Below are 16,289 nucleotides of genomic sequence, written 5' to 3' on the forward strand. Positions count from 1 at the left end.
GTAACCGACTCGCCCAGTGAAGAGAAAAAAGTATGGATTACAATGTGCAGCACGCACTCCAGGGGTTTACCCAGCGCTATATGGCGGCTTGGCAGCAAGCCTATGAGCATTTGCCCGCCAGTACGGCGTTGCTTCACCCTGCATAGTGGAAAATGACGGCGAGCGGGTATTTTGGATACCTCAGCCTGTGGCCGAGGGTGCGGCACTTGACGGCGTGTCGCGTGCGTTGACAATTGCGCTGCATCCTGATGCTGAAGCCTTTTTTACCACGCAGTATGCCGGGGATATGGAAGCGCGCTTTGCCGATATTGATTGCCTGCTACTGCAATCGTGGAGCGAGGATGATTTTGTGCGTATGCAAGAAAATCTGATCAGGCATTTGCTGACGCAAAAGCGACTCAAGTTGCCGCCGACGCTGTTTTTAGCCACGACGTAATCAGAAATGGCGCTGATCTCGTTATCCAATGTTAGCGGTGAAGTATGGCTTGAAACCTTTGGTACACGTGAACATCGGGTGTTGCCTCCCTCTTTGTCTGTGTTCCTGCAACAGTTGCAACCGAGAGTATGATGATGGCTGCCTGCGTTATCTAGCGGATATGCGTGTAAGATATATCTTACAGTTATTGTGAGATATCTCTGTGTTTTCCTCGTTTTATGCACTTTTTTTCGTTTTTTTTCTTTTTAATTAATGGATTATATCTTTCTTTGAATTAGGGGGTTCAGCGTAAATATAAGAAAAAATCTGATCAGGGTCTTGCTGTTCGTCGCCTTTTAATACATCTTAGTAACCTGTTACAGGATGTATCACTTTATCGCTAAATGTGGTGAAGAAGGATAATGGCTTCAGGATGAAACCAAGGACACCTCTAGGAAGGAGATTGAGAGCCGTTACGGAGTGTCGGTGGGGCAGGAGCCTAAAGGGAATATCTTCACGGAAGGTGCAGTAAGAACGGTCAGGACGAAAGTTGGACGCTTGCACGGAGAGCTGGTTAGGATAACCGCAAAGGAAAAGTTTTCACGGATGAGCAGGGACGCAGTGGTGTAGCGGGAAAGCTATAAAACGAACCGGGGGCACTGAATATCAGTGCCCCCAACTTTTTTGTCGCAGAGTATCCGTTAACGCTTTGCAGACGCGGCCCTCTATTGCCTTGCCACCGCTGCCCTGCGCCTGTTGGGCTCCTCCAGCTTCAATGATATGCTTTGCCGTCCACGCAGCCGGTGAGAGAAAAGCATGACGCACCAAGACCACATTCGACACGCCTTATGGAAAATTGAACGCACGCTACGCGACAGCGTGTTTTGGCAATCCGCCCCGCCGCAGGCCAGTGCGTTTACCAGCACAGAACCTTTCTGCATTGACACCATGAGCGCTGAACAGTGGTTGCAATGGGTACTGTTGCCGCGACTGCATGCGATGCTGGATGGCGGCGTTCCCTTACCCCAGGCGTTCGCGATCACCCCCTATTTTGAAGAGGCCCTGACCGGGGATATCAACGACATCGCGCCGCTGTTGGAACAGCTGTGCGCGTTGGATGCACTGTTTGTGCCTGCCGATGCGCAGGGAGATCTGGATGCTTGAAATTCTGTATCAGGATGAGCATCTGATCGCCATTAATAAACCGGCTGGGTGGTTGGTTCACCGCAGTTGGCTGGATCGTAAAGAAAAAGTGGTGATCATGCAGACACTACGGGATCAGATTGGTCAACATGTTTTCACGGTACATCGTCTGGACAGGCCAACGTCAGGCGTGCTGCTGCTGGGGCTTTCCAGCGACATTGCGCGCCTGCTTTCGCAGCAGTTCGAGCAGCACCAGATTCAGAAAACCTATCATGCGGTCGTGCGTGGTTACCTTTCCTGCAGCGATACCATCGACTATGCGCTGATTGAAAAGCTGGACAAAGTGGCTGACAAGCTTGCCCAGCGCGATAAACAACCTCAGACGGCTATCACTCACTACCGTTCTCTGGCACAGGTGGAGCAACCGATAGCAGTAGGGCGCTATCCTACCGCCCGATGCAGCCTGGTTGAGCTGGTGCCGCAGACGGGACGCAAACATCAGTTGCGCCGTCATATGGTGCATTTGCGGCATCCCATTTTGGGTGATTCAAAGCACGGTGATTTGCGTCAGAATCGCGCGATGGCCGCGCATTTTGGTTGTGGACGCTTGATGTTGCATGCCAGCCAGCTGACGCTGTGCCATCCTGTAACAGGGGAGCCCTTGGTATTACGTGCTGGGTTGGATATGGCCTGGATGCGCGTAATGACGCAATTTGGCTGGCTGGGCAGTCTCCCTGATGTTGAAAGGGTTGAGTTTCCGCCTGACTCAGGGCAGGATAACGGCCTTTCCAGTATTGCCGAATAGCGCAGATACGGCGTTATAGCCAAGCGACATTATTTTGATAACAATTAGCTGTATTTTTTTGCCACATATCAGGGCATTGGCTGTAATCATTTTTAAGTCGGTTGGCTATATCGGGCACGCAGCGATACATTACACGTGGAGTCATCATCATGGCGCAAATTGGTATTTTTGTTGGCACGGTTTATGGAAACGCATTGCTGGTTGCAGAAGAGGCGGAGAATCTGCTGAGTGAGCACGGCCATCAGGTCAAAGTGTTTGAAGATGCCGAGCTGTCATCCTGGCTGGCGTATCGCGAGCAATATGTGCTGGTGGTAACGTCCACCACCGGACAAGGGGATCTGCCGGATTCCATCGCCCCCTTGTTTGCTGCGCTGCGTGAAAAAGGTGGTCATCAGCCAGCGCTGCGCTATGGCGTCATTGCACTGGGCGACAGCAGTTACCCCCATTTTTGCGACGCGGGCCAGCAGTTTGATGCGTTGTTGCAAGAGATGGGGGCTCAGCGTGTGGGAGATGTGCTTCAGATTGACGCGACAGAATGCCTAGAGCCAGAAGTGCTTTCCTGCCCGTGGGTAGAGCAGTGGGCGGGGTTGGTTGAAGCGGGTTAAGCACGTTGAATCAACGTGTATAAAAAAACGGAGCGATGAAGCTCCATTTTATCATGACGTTAGCTGCTCAGCGTATTAACGCCCTTTGGTCAGCTTTTCCAGATCGGATTTGATCTCATTAATCTTGTTTGCCACCACGCTTTCCAGATGACGCAAATCATCAAGGATTTTGCGTTTCAGGTCGACTTCCTCTTGATCGCGTTGGCAAATCTGGTCTAGCTCATCAATGACATAGCGCAGATTGGGGCTGATCTCATTGATCTCTTTAAAGCCTTGCCCGCTGTTATCCGCAACGATGGTTTTACGCTGGCGCGGATATTTAAATTTTACGCTTTTGGCGAAAAACTCCCCTTTATCCTTACAAAAATAGATTTTCAGGATGTCGTTGCTGGCCTCCTGGCGCAGGCTATAGCGATCAATTTCATCGGGATGGGAGATACCTAGGCTTTTTAGATTGTCATACATGGCGCCACCTTTTGGGGAGTGATAAAGAAAAGGCGGGTAAACCCGCCTTGTTCAGTTTAGTTGGTGGTACGGAGCAACTCATTGATACCCACTTTACCGCGGGTTTTCGCATCCACTTTTTTCACGATCACGGCGCAGTAGAGGCTGTAGCTGCCATCTTTCGACGGCAGGTTGCCGGAAACGACGACCGAGCCTGCCGGTACGCGACCGTAATGCACTTCACCGGTTTCGCGATCATAGATTTTAGTGCTTTGGCCGATAAACACGCCCATGGAGATGACGGAGCCTTCTTCCACGATCACACCTTCTACCACTTCAGAGCGGGCACCGATAAAGCAGTTGTCTTCAATGATGGTCGGGTTGGCCTGCAACGGCTCCAGTACGCCACCTATGCCGACACCGCCGGACAGGTGAACGTTTTTTCCGATCTGTGCGCAAGAGCCGACGGTCGCCCAGGTATCAACCATGGTGCCTTCGTCAACGTAAGCACCGATGTTGACATAAGACGGCATCAGTACCGTGTTGCGGGCGATAAATGCGCCCTGACGCACGCTGGCAGGGGGTACTACGCGGAAACCTTCGCGTTGGAAGCGCGCTTCATCGTAACCGGCGAATTTCATCGGCACTTTGTCGTAGTAGCTGGTTTCCGTCCCTTCCATCAGTTGGTTGTCATTGATACGGAAAGAGAGCAGCGCCGCTTTTTTCAACCATTGGTGCGTCACCCACTCGCCATTGATTTTTTCCGCCACGCGCAGTGCGCCGCTGTCCAATAAGCCAATTACCTGATTAACGGCTTCACGGGTTACGCTGTCCACGGAGGTCGGCGTAATGTCGGCACGGCGTTCAAAGGTGGTTTCGATAACGTTTTGTAATTGATGCATCCTGTTTCTCTTTCTGTGCTGTCAGTCAATGGTTAATTCAGGGTTAATTTATCGTTTGGGTCGAGGGCTTCTGTCAACCGTTGTTGCAAGATAAGGCGCAATTCCGGAGATAATGCGCGTCTGTCTTTGTCTGCAAGGATAAAAAGGTCTTCTACTCGCTCGCCAATCGTGGAAATGCGCGCACCGTGTAACGACACGTTGAGATCGGCGAACACTTTACCTAGGCGCGCCAGTAGCCCCGGTTGATCGAGTGCGCTCAACTCCATGTAGCTGCGTCTGTCCGTATGTGTCGGTAGGAAGCTGATTTCCGTGGGCACACTGAAATGGCGTAATTTGGAGGACGCGCGGCGTGGGCGCGGGTGCTGGTAATCGCGCTGCGTGAGCGCCTGAACCAGCGCCTGACGAATAAACTCGTGACGATCCGGTGCGACCGGACTGCCGTCGGGTTCCAGTACGATGAAGGTGTCCATTGCCATACCATCGCGGCTGGTGAAAATTTGCGCATCATGCACGCTCAGGTTGCGACGGTCGAGTTCGCCTGCCACAGCGGCGAACAGATAAGGGCGATCTGGGCTCCAGATGAAAATTTCAGTGCCGCCGCGGCTAGCTTGGTGGCTGATAAGCACCAATGGCTGATGTAAATCATGCTCAACCAGATGGCGTGCGTGCCAGGCAAGCTGATTCGGCGAATGGCGCAGAAAATAATCTGCGCGGCAGCGGCTCCAGATAGGGTGCAGCGCTTCTTCATCGATATTGTCCATGCACAGCAGCGCCAAGGCCTGAAGGCGATGATGGCGTACGCGATCGCGCACATCCGGCGTATTTTGCATCCCGCGGCGCAGCTGTTTCTCGGTGGCGAAATAAAGTTCGCGCAGCAGGCTCTGTTTCCAACTGTTCCACAAGGTTTCGTTGGTCGCGCAGATATCGGCAACCGTGAGGCTGACCAGGTAGCGCAGGCGGGTTTCGCTTTTCACTTCAGCGGCGAACTGCTGGATAACCGCCGGATCCTGAATGTCGCGACGCTGTGCGGTAACCGACATCAGCAGGTGGCAGCGCACCAACCAGGCAACCAGCTGCGTTTCGCGTGAATTAAGCTGGTGCAGAGCGGCAAACTCAACGACATCTTGCGCCCCTAGTTCCGAGTGATCGCCGCCACGTCCTTTAGCAATGTCATGAAACAGCGCCGCAAGTAGCAGTAATTCCGGCTGCGGCAGGCGCGGATACAGCTCCACGCACAGTGGATGCTGGGCGTGCGTCTCTTCGTCGGCAAAGCTTTCCAGTTTGAGCAGCACACGCAGCGTGTGCCCATCCATGGTATAGGCATGAAACAGATCGAACTGCATCTGCCCGACAATATTGCTCCATAACGGTGTATACGCTTCCAATACGCTATGACGATGCATCTGCAGTAGGGCACGATTTACCGCGTGTGGATGGCGCAAAATAGCCATAAAAAGGTGCCGCGCTTCAGGAATTGCGCATAGCGGTTGGGCCAGATGGCGACGTGCATGACGCAATTGGCGCAGCGTGGTGGAATAGATGCCAGTAATCTCATCGTTGCGCACCATGGTGCTAAACATGCGCATAATGGCTTCCGGCTTGTGCATGAACAGCGTCTCATCACGCAGGTCGATCAGATTGCCACGCAGCTGGAATTCATCATCTATCGCGCGGGGTTTTTCACTGGCATCCAACGCCAGGATGGCCTCATCGAACAGTTGCAGCAGCATATGATTAAGCTCGCTGACGCGGCGCGTCGCACGATAGAAATCTTTCATCATGTGCTCAACCGGCGCATTACCCTCACCACGGTAATTCAGCAACTGTGCCACGTTGAGCTGGCGGTCAAACAGCAAACGGTTGTCGTAACGCGACAGAATCAGATGCAAGGCAAAGCGAATGCGCCATAGGAAGCTCTGACATTCATTGAGCTCGTTGCACTCGGCTTCGGTGAGAAAACCAAATCCGACCATTTCGTTGAGCGACGTGGCACCAAAATGGCGCCGGGCAACCCAGAGCAAGGTGTGAATATCGCGCAGCCCACCGGGGCTACTTTTTATATCCGGTTCAAGATTATAGCTGGTGCTGTGGTAACGCTGGTGCCGTTCTTGCTGTTCGGTGATTTTGGCCGGGAAAAAGGCGGAGGAGGGCCAAAAATCTTCGCTAAAAATCTGTTTTTGTAAGGAGAGAAACAGTGCCACATCGCCGCAGATCAGGCGCGATTCGATAAGGTTTGTCGCCACGGAAATATCCGCTCTGCCTTCTTGCAGGCATTCATCCAGCGTGCGCACGCTATGACCGACTTCAAGCTTGAGGTCCCACAGCAGCGTGATAAACGCGCCCACCTGTTGAGATTGATGGGCGCTGAGCGACTGCCCGCTGAGCACCAGCACATCAATATCCGACAGTGGGTGCAACTCACCGCGCCCGTATCCACCAACGGCCACCAGCGCCGTTTGTGCGGCAGATTCGAAACCGTAAAACGCCCACAGACGTTGCAGCAGATGGTCGATAAAAAAGGTTATGGCGGTAATCAACGTTTCGGCGGCTACCCCTGCGCGAAATTCAGCGCCTAACCACGTCTGAAAACGCTCCATGGACAGTTTGAGCGCTGAGCAATCCAATTCGCTGTCGCTGTAGGTTAATGGGGAGGCGGGGGGCTGTATGTCAGCGGTGAACACGTCGGCGGAGTGAGAAGCGTTGTTGTCATTCATAAATTCACAGCCCTTAAGCGTTGCCTAGCAAACGCCATAAAAGAGACGCCAGCCCTGTTAACGGTATCCCTGGCCGCCGCCGAAAGATAACCGTCGGGCTGGCGCACCATTATGCCGGGTGCGAAATGATGTTGGGGATGGTGTCGTCTTTCCTCAGCGTCATAATTTCGCAACCGTTTTCGGTTACCACAATAGTATGCTCGTATTGCGCCGACAAGCTGCGATCTTTGGTTTTTACCGTCCAGCCGTCTTTCATGGTGCGGATACGGAAATCGCCGGCGTTAAGCATCGGTTCAATGGTGAATGCCATGCCCGCTTGCAGCACTACGCCGCCGTCATCAGCATCGTAATGCAGCACCTGAGGTTCTTCATGGAAACCGCGACCAATACCGTGGCCGCAATATTCGCGTACCACGGAGAAATCATTGCTTTCCGCAAATACCTGGATGGCTTTACCCAGGGCACGCAGCCGGATGCCTGGCTTGACCATTTTCAGCGCCAGATAGAGACTTTCCTGTGTGATACGGCACAGACGTTCGCCCAGAATGGTGGGTTTACCGGCGATGAACATCTTGGAGGTGTCACCGTGGAAGCCGTCTTTGATGACCGTGACGTCGATATTGACGATGTCACCGTCTTTCAGCAGACGCTCATCGCTGGGAATGCCGTGGCATACCACTTCGTTGATAGAGATACACACCGATTTCGGAAAACCGTGATAACCGAGGCTGGCAGAAATGGCCTGCTGCTTGTTGGTAATATGGTCGTGGCAGATGCGATCGAGTTCGCCAGTGCTGACACCGGGAACCACATACGGTTCGATGATTTCCAGCACTTCCGCCGCGAGGCGGCCAGCGACGCGCATTTTCTCGATGTCTTCAGGGGTTTTTATTGATATAGCCATGCAAAATTGTCCGCAGGTGTCGAAGCAGTCGACGAATTTAAGGTTACTCACTAACCACTTATGTTATCAGCCCTGACGGATGGTGCCAAATCCCCATTTGGATTCAATGGCGATACGTCAGGAGAAAATCGGGTAAAGGGTGCAACAAAAGTTGGTGTCGGTGGGGACTTTATGGTACAAAGCGCGCCGGTGATCTGACTGGGTCTGGCTAACAGGTTCAGCGGAATTCACTAAACTCATATGTGTAAATAACACACACATGTCGACACGTTCACCGGGGTGCTCGAAGGTCAATGTCTTATGACGTGGCTGAAGGGTCGGTGTAATGGGACATGTGGAGGCTTAACCCCATACTCAATTTATAGAGGTAATCATGGCAACTGTTTCCATGTGCGATATGCTCAAGGCTGGCGTACACTTCGGTCACCAGACCCGTTACTGGAACCCGAAAATGAAACCTTTCATTTTTGGTGCGCGTAACAAAGTTCACATCATCAACCTTGAAAAAACCCTTCCGATGTTCAACGATGCATTGGCTGAGCTGAGCAAAATCTCTTCTCGCAAAGGCAAAATCCTGTTCGTTGGTACGAAACGCGCTGCAAGCGAAGCGGTAAAAGACGCTGCAAACAACTGCGACCAGTTCTTCGTGAACCATCGCTGGTTGGGCGGTATGCTGACTAACTGGAAAACCGTTCGTCAGTCCATCAAGCGTTTGAAAGATCTGGAAAATCAATCTCAAGACGGTACCTTCGACAAGCTGACCAAAAAAGAAGCTCTGATGCGTACTCGTGAACTGGACAAGCTGGAAAACAGCCTGGGCGGTATCAAAGATATGGGCGGCCTGCCAGATGCTCTGTTTGTGGTTGACGCTGACCATGAACACATCGCCATCAAAGAAGCAAACAACCTGGGTATCCCAGTATTTGCTGTGGTTGATACCAACTCCGATCCGGATGGCGTTGACTTCATCATCCCTGGCAACGACGACGCCATCCGTGCAGTAACCCTGTACCTGAGCGCTGTTGCTATCGCTGTTCGTGAAGGCCGTTCTCAAGATCTGGCTGTTCAAGCGGAAGAAGGCTTGGTAGAAGCTGAATAATAAGACTGGCTCCGTCGAGCCCTTATTAACCAAGTATTGAATATGTTGGTTAGGGGGCCTTAGGCCCCCTTTTATTTATCTCCAACGAGATAACCGAGGAAAAGATAATGGCTGAAATTACCGCTGCCCTAGTAAAAGAACTGCGCGAGCGTACTGGCGCTGGCATGATGGAATGCAAGAAAGCGCTGGTCGAAGCTAACGGTGATATCGAACTTGCTATCGATAACATGCGTAAGTCTGGCCAGGCTAAAGCTGCGAAAAAAGCAGGCCGTGTTGCTGCTGAAGGTGTGATTTTGACCAAGATTGCGGCTGACGGCAAATATGGCGTTATCGTTGAGCTGAACTGCGAAACTGACTTCGTTGCTAAAGATGCTGGCTTCAAAGCTTTTGGCGAAGAAGTTGCAACGGCTGCACTGGACGAACGCATCACCGACGTTGACGTTCTGAAAGCGAAATTCGAAGAGCAGCGTACTACCCTAGTCGCGAAAATTGGTGAAAACATCAATATTCGTCGTATCGCTATTCAGGAAGGTGACGTGCTGGGTGCTTACCTGCACGGCGCACGCATTGGCGTACTGGTTGCCGCTACCGGCGCTGACGAAGAACTGGTTAAGCACGTTGCTATGCACATTGCTGCCAGCAAACCTGAGTACGTGAAAGCAGAAGACGTTCCGGCTGATGTGGTTGCGCGTGAGCACCAGATCCAGTTGGACATTGCCATGCAATCTGGCAAACCGCGTGAAATCGCAGAAAAAATGGTCGAAGGCCGTATGCGTAAATTCACCGGCGAAATCTCTCTGACCGGTCAACACTTCGTGATGGATCCCAACAAAACCGTTGGCGATCTGCTGAAAGAGCACAAAGCTGACATCATCAGCTTCATCCGTTTCGAAGTGGGTGAAGGCATTGAGAAAGAGGAAGTTGACTTCGCTGCTGAAGTCGCCGCGATGAGCAAGCAGTCTTAAGATGCAAAAAAGGAGTCGCCAGCTGGCGGTTCCTTTTTATACCCGTCATACTTCACGTACAGCGGCGTTGGCGAGGTTCACTTGGCGCATTTCTGAGTAAACCGACTCACAACACTTATGGGTCATACCCTCGGGGCATACCCACGGGCCATTCGCATGAAGCCGGGTATATCCAGCCAAAATTTTCAACACGTTTTACTGCCACTGCGCATTTATGCGTCGGTTCAATGACGCTCGCGGTAGGAGGGAATAAAGCGTGACAGTAATCACATTCCCATTATGATTATAGCCCGTTAGGACAACAACACCATGGCAACCAACGCAAAACCCGTATATCAACGCATCCTGCTTAAGCTCAGTGGCGAAGCATTACAAGGGGACGAAGGTTTTGGTATCGATGCGAGCATTCTGGATCGCATGGCTCAGGAAATCAAAGAACTGGTTGAGCTGGGCATTCAGGTCGGCGTCGTTATCGGTGGTGGCAACCTGTTCCGCGGTGCCGGCCTGGCACAGGCTGGTATGAATCGCGTGGTGGGCGATCACATGGGGATGTTGGCCACCGTAATGAACGGCCTAGCAATGCGCGATGCGCTGCACCGTGCTTATGTCAACGCGCGCTTGATGTCAGCCATTCCGCTCAACGGCGTGTGCGACAATTACAGCTGGGCTGAGGCTATCAGCCTGCTGCGTAACAATCGCGTGGTGATTTTCTCCGCTGGTACCGGCAATCCCTTCTTCACTACCGATTCTGCCGCTTGTCTGCGCGGTATCGAGATTGAAGCTGACGTGGTGCTGAAAGCCACCAAAGTGGATGGCGTTTTTTCTGCGGATCCGGTTAAAGATCCCACTGCGACGCTTCATGAAACGCTAACCTATCAGGATGTTCTCGAACGGGAACTGAAAGTGATGGATTTGGCGGCCTTTACGCTGGCTCGCGATCATAATTTACCGATCCGCGTTTTCAACATGAACAAACCCGGAGCATTGCGCCGCGTAGTCATGGGTGAAAAAGAAGGCACTTTGATCACGAAGTAATAACGGGTGTACTGAAAAATAAGGTACTATCCTGATCTTGGTGGTACTGCTTTATTTTCGTAATACCAATAGATAACGCGCTGCGTCGGCATCCCGGCGCAAGCATCAATGATTTACCGGGTTTGCTGTATGCATCCCTGTCTGCTTGTATCATGCGCGTTGGTTTCATGATAAAGCACAGGGAAATAACCTGTCCGGCAACCAGTATTCAAGGGTCCGCAACGTGATTAATGACATCAGAAAAGATGCTGATACACGCATGGAAAAGTGTGTAGAAGCGTTTAAGCACCAAATTAGCAGAGTTCGTACTGGCCGCGCTTCACCGAGCCTGCTGGATGGCATCCAGGTAGAATATTATGGTTCCGCCACGCCGCTGCGCCAGCTGGCAAACATTGTGGTTGAAGACACGCGCACGCTGGCGATCACGGTGTTTGACCGCACCTGGGGCCCTGCCGTTGAAAAAGCGATCATGGCCTCCGATCTGGGGTTAAACCCGTCCTCTGCGGGCGCGGTGATCCGTGTCCCATTGCCTCCGTTGACGGAAGAGCGCCGCAAAGATTTGACCAAAATAGTGCGCGGTGAAGCGGAACAAGGGCGTGTTTCCGTGCGTAACGTGCGCCGTGATGCGAACGACAAGCTGAAAGCGTTGTTGAAAGATAAAGCGATCAGTGAAGATGAAGAACGCCGCGCGCAGGATGAGGTGCAAAAACTGACTGACGCCTATATCAAGAAAGTTGATGTCACGCTGGCAGAAAAAGAAAATGAGCTGATGGAGTTTTAATCGGCTTCCAAAATAAAAGCGCCAGCCAGTACACCCACTGGCGGCGCTTTATTTTTTTAGAGCAATTTCATGAAGCAACTGACGATCCTCGGTTCAACCGGTTCGATTGGCGTTAGTACGCTGGCTGTAGTGAAAGCCAATCCGGATAAATTCGCCATTACTGCCCTAGCCGCTGGGCGAAACGTTGATGTGATGCTGGCGCAATGCCTGCAATTCCAACCTGCCTATGCCTCCATGTCCGATCCCCAGGCTGCGACATTGTTACGTGAACGACTGATGGACGCAGGCTGCCGTACCGAAGTGCTGGCGGGTGAGCACGCAGCGTGTGAGTTGGCTGCACTCGATGGCGTCGATCAAGTGATGGCGGCAATCGTGGGGGCCGCAGGATTATTGCCAACGCTCGCAGCCATCAAAGCGGGCAAACAAGTGCTATTGGCGAATAAAGAATCTTTGGTCACCTGTGGCCGATTGTTTATGAACGCTGTTGCACGATACGGTGCGCAACTGCTACCGATAGACAGTGAACACAACGCCATTTTTCAGAGTTTACCTGAGCACATTCAACGCCAATTGGGTTACGCTTCATTAACGGAATATGGGGTGGAACGTATTGTTCTGACCGGTTCGGGTGGCCCATTTCGAGAAACACCGCTGGCCGCATTGGCGGCGATGACGCCCGATCAGGCATGTGCTCACCCCAACTGGTCCATGGGCCGCAAGATTTCTGTGGACTCCGCCACCATGATGAACAAGGGGCTGGAGTACATTGAGGCGCGTTGGTTGTTTAATGCGTCAGCGGCGCAGATGGAAGTGATTATCCATCCGCAGTCCGTTATTCACTCCATGGTGAGCTATCGTGATGGCAGCGTTTTGGCACAACTTGGCACACCGGATATGCGTACGCCGATCGCGCACGCAATGGCCTATCCGCAGCGCATGGTATCGAACGTGGCACCGCTGGATTTTATGCGTCTTGGACCACTCACGTTCAGCGAACCGGACATGACGCGTTATCCCTGCTTGCAGTTAGCGATTGCTGCGTGCAATCAGGGCCAGGCGGCAACGACTGCACTGAATGGGGCTAACGAAGTTGCCGTCGACGCCTTTTTGCACGGTGAGATTCGCTTTACCGATATTGCGTTGTTGAATCAGCGCGTGATGGAGCAGCTTTCTTGCACTGAGCCAGAGTCCGTTGAGGATGTCTTGGCTATTGACTGTTGGGCTCGCGAGAAAGGCCGGGAGGCGTTACGCGGTTTCCACTGAGAACGTGCGCTTGCGGACGCGATCGTCGCGGCACAATTTGTTCATGCGGGATCAAGGTGATATAGTCTGCGCCATTCGCGTCGATGTCAGTGCGAAAACGCTGGCGAAGGACGTACAGCCGTGCTCGTTCACGGCTTTTTTGTGCTAACGGGTCTGATGTTCGGGATGGATTGTTTTCTTACTTGAGGAAATTAAGTTCGCGTTATGCCGTCTGATAATCAACAAACACCCATTACGCCACCCGAAAGCGGGCCAAGGCATGTCGCAATCATCATGGATGGTAATGGCCGTTGGGCGAAAAACCGTGGCAAGCTTCGCGTTTTTGGCCATCAGGCTGGTGTGAAGGCGGTGCGGCGGGCGGTGAGCTTTGCGGTAAGCCATCGGCTCGATGCCTTGACCTTATATGCCTTCAGTAGCGAAAACTGGAACCGTCCGGCGCAAGAAGTGAAAGCGCTGATGGAACTGTTTGTTCGGGCGTTGGACAGTGAGGTCAAAAGCCTGCATAAACACGGCGTTCAGTTGCGTATTATCGGTGATATCAGCCGTTTCAGCCCGCGTCTACAAGAGCGCATTCGCCGCTCTGAAGTACTGACAAAAAATAATCTAGGGTTAATACTGAATATTGCCGCGAATTATGGAGGACGTTGGGATATTATTCAGGGCGTCAGACAATTGGCTGAGCAGGTGCAGGAAGGCACGCTCCGCCCGGACACGATAGACGAAGATACCTTATTCCACGCCCTGTGTTTGAGCGATCAAACGCCGGTCGATTTGGTCATCAGGACGGGGGGAGAACACCGCATCAGTAATTTTTTGCTGTGGCAGATTGCTTATGCTGAGCTTTACTTTACCGATGTCCTTTGGCCTGATTTCGATGAACACGATTTTGAAGGTGCGATGAATGCATTTGCGCAACGCGAACGGCGTTTCGGTGGAACTGCACCTTCCGATGCTGACGCATCATAGGGGGAAGGTGTGCTGAAGTATCGATTGATAACTGCCTTGATTTTAATCCCATTGGTCATTGCAGCATTGTTTCTGCTGCCACCGAAGGGATTTGCACTAGTAACGCTCGGCGTTTGCATGCTGGCCGCTTGGGAGTGGGGGCAATTCGCCGGATTAGGCTCTTCTGCCCAGCGTTTGTCTCTTGCCTTTATGTGTGGCGCACTGCTGGCGTTGATGACACTATCATTGCCCAGCTATCACTATTCGGTTCATCTGCGGCCTATTCGCGCTTCGCTATGGGTATCACTGGTGTGGTGGTGTGGCGCACTGCTGTTGGTGCTGTCGTACCCCAGTTCTGCCGGATTTTGGCGCGGTTCAAAAGCGTTGTGCCTGCTGTTTGGCGTGTTGACCATCGTGCCCTTCTTCTGGGGTATGGTGGCGTTGCGCCAGCACCATTATGATAGCGATCCCTTCTTCGGTGCCTGGTGGTTGCTCTACGTGATGTTGCTGGTCTGGGGTGCAGACAGCAGCGCGTACATGTTTGGTAAACTGTTTGGCAAGCATAAACTGGCCCCCAAAGTATCTCCGGGTAAAACTTGGGAGGGGTTTGTCGGTGGGTTAGCCACGTCCGCGGTTATCTCCCTGCTGTTTAGTTTTTATGCGCCGCTGGGCGTTGCGCCGTTTACGCTGCTCATCTGTTCGGTGATCGCGGCGCTGGCATCCATACTGGGCGATTTGACCGAAAGCATGTTTAAACGGGAAGCAGGTATTAAAGACAGCAGCCACCTGATTCCCGGTCATGGCGGCGTGCTTGACCGCATCGATAGCCTGACGGCGGCGATCCCAGTATTTGCTTGCCTGATGTTTTTAGTGTTTAAAATGGTTTAGGATGACCTGACAGATGATGAATGTCCTTTGGAGTTTGGCTGCATTTGTTGTTGCACTGGGCGTATTGATTACGGTGCATGAATTTGGCCACTTCTGGGTTGCTCGTCGCTGTGGAGTTAAGGTTGAGCGTTTTTCTGTCGGATTTGGCAAGGCGCTATGGCGTTGGCGCGATCGGCGGGGGACTGAGTTTGTCATTGCCTTAATCCCACTGGGTGGCTATGTCAAAATGCTCGATGAGCGTGTGGATACCGTCTCGCCGGAACAGCATCATCTCTCTTTTAACCGTAAAACCGTGTGGCAACGTGCTGCCATCGTGAGTGCGGGTCCGATTGCCAATTTCCTGTTTGCGATTGCCGCCTACTGGCTGGTGTTTATTATCGGCGTGCCGGGTGTACGGCCCGTGGTTGGTGAAATAGTGCCCAACTCGATTGCTGCTATGGCGCAAATGTCGCCAGGGATGGAACTAAAAGCGGTAGATGCTATCGAAACGCCTGACTGGGACACAGCGCGTTTAACGCTGATTGGCAAGATAGGCGATAGCGAGGTAACGATTGATGTCGCTCCGCTCGGTTCTTCGTCCGTGGTGCGTAAAACGCTGGATTTGCGTGACTGGCAGTTCAATCCTGAAAGGCAGGATCCTGCGTCCTCATTGGGCATGGTGCCGCGTATGCCGCAAATCGATGCGCTGCTGACGCAGGTACAGGATGGGTCGGCAGCGCAAAAAGCCGGTTTGCAAGTCGGAGACAGGATCGTTAAAGTCGATGGGCAACCGCTGACGCGCTGGTCGCTGTTTGCCAGTACGGTGCGTGACAAGCCGGATGCAGATATTGCGCTGGACATTGAACGAAACGGTGAGAGCCGCTCTCTAATCTTGACGCCGGGCAGCAAAACGACCGGTGGCAGGGTAGAAGGGTTTGCCGGGGTGGTGCCAAAAGTCATCCCACTGCCCGAGGAGTACCGGACGGTGCGGCAATACGGGCCGTTCAGTGCGATTTATCAAGCTGCTGATAAAACCTGGCAGCTGATGCGGTTAACCGTCAGTATGCTGGGAAAACTGATTAAGCTCAACAACCTGAGCGGACCAATCTCTATCGCTCAGGGGGCCGGGATGTCGGCCGACTATGGGCTGATTTACTACCTGATGTTTTTGGCATTGATCAGTGTAAATCTGGGCATTATCAATTTGTTCCCGCTACCGGTTTTGGATGGTGGACACCTGCTCTTTCTGCTAGTTGAAAAACTGAAAGGCAGGCCGGTTTCTGAGCGTGTGCAGGACTTTTGTTATCGTATCGGCACGGTGGTGTTGATGCTGTTAATGGGGCTCGCACTTTTTAATGATTTCTCTCGCCTTTAGGCGGGGGAGTAGGTTAGGAAAAACGCA

16 protein-coding genes and 1 pseudogene are annotated in these 16,289 nt (G+C 52.6%); 12 read left to right on the plus strand and 5 right to left on the minus strand.

The features are described 5' to 3' along the window. The first annotated feature begins 32 nt into the window (after window positions 1–32). The 3 genes and pseudogenes from syd to truC all read left to right on the plus strand — a co-directional run bounded on the left by syd (window position 33) and on the right by truC (window position 2,363). Window positions 33–568 (plus strand): annotated as a pseudogene (gene syd, locus ACD630_RS26005) (SecY-interacting protein). 663 nt (window positions 569–1,231) lie between these two features. Continuing rightward, window positions 1,232–1,579: a YqcC family protein gene (locus tag ACD630_RS26010; RefSeq protein WP_430361100.1), complete on the plus strand. Its 348-nt coding sequence runs from the start codon at window positions 1,232–1,234 to the stop codon at window positions 1,577–1,579. Continuing rightward, the gene (gene truC / locus ACD630_RS26015; protein ID WP_430361303.1) at window positions 1,572–2,363 is read left to right on the plus strand and encodes a tRNA pseudouridine(65) synthase TruC; all 792 of its coding nucleotides are present in this window, start codon (window positions 1,572–1,574) and stop codon (window positions 2,361–2,363) included. Before ACD630_RS26010 ends, truC begins: the two co-directional genes overlap by 8 nt. Here the strand turns inward: truC and ACD630_RS26020 are convergent. Further along, window positions 2,325–2,453: a hypothetical protein gene (locus ACD630_RS26020; RefSeq protein ID WP_430361101.1), complete on the minus strand. Its 129-nt coding sequence runs from the start codon at window positions 2,451–2,453 to the stop codon at window positions 2,325–2,327. The genes truC and ACD630_RS26020 overlap by 39 nt on opposite strands. A gap of 59 nt (window positions 2,454–2,512) precedes the next feature. On the opposite strand from ACD630_RS26020, the gene ACD630_RS26025 reads away from it, so the two are divergent. Beyond that, window positions 2,513–2,968: a flavodoxin gene (locus ACD630_RS26025; protein WP_430361102.1), complete on the plus strand. Its 456-nt coding sequence runs from the start codon at window positions 2,513–2,515 to the stop codon at window positions 2,966–2,968. 75 nt (window positions 2,969–3,043) lie between these two features. On the opposite strand, the gene ACD630_RS26030 is transcribed toward ACD630_RS26025, so the two are convergent. The 4 genes from ACD630_RS26030 to map form a co-directional block, all read right to left on the minus strand. Further along, window positions 3,044–3,433, minus strand: a complete 390-nt coding sequence (locus ACD630_RS26030; RefSeq protein ID WP_430361103.1) for a DUF3461 family protein — start codon at window positions 3,431–3,433, stop codon at window positions 3,044–3,046. A gap of 56 nt (window positions 3,434–3,489) precedes the next feature. Then, entirely contained in the window at window positions 3,490–4,314 is an 825-nt protein-coding gene (gene dapD / locus ACD630_RS26035) for a 2,3,4,5-tetrahydropyridine-2,6-dicarboxylate N-succinyltransferase (RefSeq protein WP_430361104.1), read from the minus strand. A 32-nt stretch (window positions 4,315–4,346) separates the two neighbouring features. Further along, complete coding sequence (glnD, locus tag ACD630_RS26040) at window positions 4,347–7,028, minus strand: bifunctional uridylyltransferase/uridylyl-removing protein GlnD (protein ID WP_430361105.1); 2,682 nt, start codon at window positions 7,026–7,028, stop codon at window positions 4,347–4,349. A 109-nt stretch (window positions 7,029–7,137) separates the two neighbouring features. Further along, complete coding sequence (gene map / locus ACD630_RS26045; protein ID WP_430361106.1) at window positions 7,138–7,932, minus strand: type I methionyl aminopeptidase; 795 nt, start codon at window positions 7,930–7,932, stop codon at window positions 7,138–7,140. Between the two features lie 373 nt (window positions 7,933–8,305). Here map and rpsB point away from each other — a divergent pair, with 373 nt between their 5' ends. From rpsB to rseP, 8 genes are all read left to right on the plus strand, one after another. Next, window positions 8,306–9,031 (plus strand): 30S ribosomal protein S2, encoded by a 726-nt coding sequence (gene rpsB, locus ACD630_RS26050; protein ID WP_430361108.1) that lies wholly within the window; start codon window positions 8,306–8,308, stop codon window positions 9,029–9,031. A gap of 107 nt (window positions 9,032–9,138) precedes the next feature. Then, complete coding sequence (gene tsf / locus ACD630_RS26055) at window positions 9,139–9,996, plus strand: translation elongation factor Ts (protein WP_430361109.1); 858 nt, start codon at window positions 9,139–9,141, stop codon at window positions 9,994–9,996. A 309-nt stretch (window positions 9,997–10,305) separates the two neighbouring features. After that, window positions 10,306–11,031, plus strand: coding sequence for a UMP kinase (gene pyrH / locus ACD630_RS26060; protein ID WP_252317279.1), 726 nt, complete (start codon window positions 10,306–10,308; stop codon window positions 11,029–11,031). Between the two features lie 223 nt (window positions 11,032–11,254). Then, window positions 11,255–11,812, plus strand: coding sequence for a ribosome recycling factor (frr, locus tag ACD630_RS26065; RefSeq protein WP_430361304.1), 558 nt, complete (start codon window positions 11,255–11,257; stop codon window positions 11,810–11,812). Between the two features lie 69 nt (window positions 11,813–11,881). Then, window positions 11,882–13,075 (plus strand): 1-deoxy-D-xylulose-5-phosphate reductoisomerase, encoded by a 1,194-nt coding sequence (ispC, locus tag ACD630_RS26070; protein ID WP_430361110.1) that lies wholly within the window; start codon window positions 11,882–11,884, stop codon window positions 13,073–13,075. 204 nt (window positions 13,076–13,279) lie between these two features. Beyond that, window positions 13,280–14,041, plus strand: a complete 762-nt coding sequence (ispU, locus tag ACD630_RS26075; RefSeq protein ID WP_430361111.1) for a (2E,6E)-farnesyl-diphosphate-specific ditrans,polycis-undecaprenyl-diphosphate synthase — start codon at window positions 13,280–13,282, stop codon at window positions 14,039–14,041. 9 nt (window positions 14,042–14,050) lie between these two features. After that, a complete protein-coding gene (gene cdsA, locus ACD630_RS26080; protein ID WP_430361112.1) occupies window positions 14,051–14,908 on the plus strand; it encodes a phosphatidate cytidylyltransferase in 858 nt (285 codons plus the stop codon). Between the two features lie 13 nt (window positions 14,909–14,921). Continuing rightward, entirely contained in the window at window positions 14,922–16,262 is a 1,341-nt protein-coding gene (gene rseP, locus ACD630_RS26085) for a sigma E protease regulator RseP (RefSeq protein WP_430361113.1), read from the plus strand. Window positions 16,263–16,289: the final 27 nt, after the last annotated feature.

This window comes from Symbiopectobacterium sp. RP (assembly GCF_050472005.1).
Lineage (GTDB): Bacteria > Pseudomonadota > Gammaproteobacteria > Enterobacterales > Enterobacteriaceae > Symbiopectobacterium.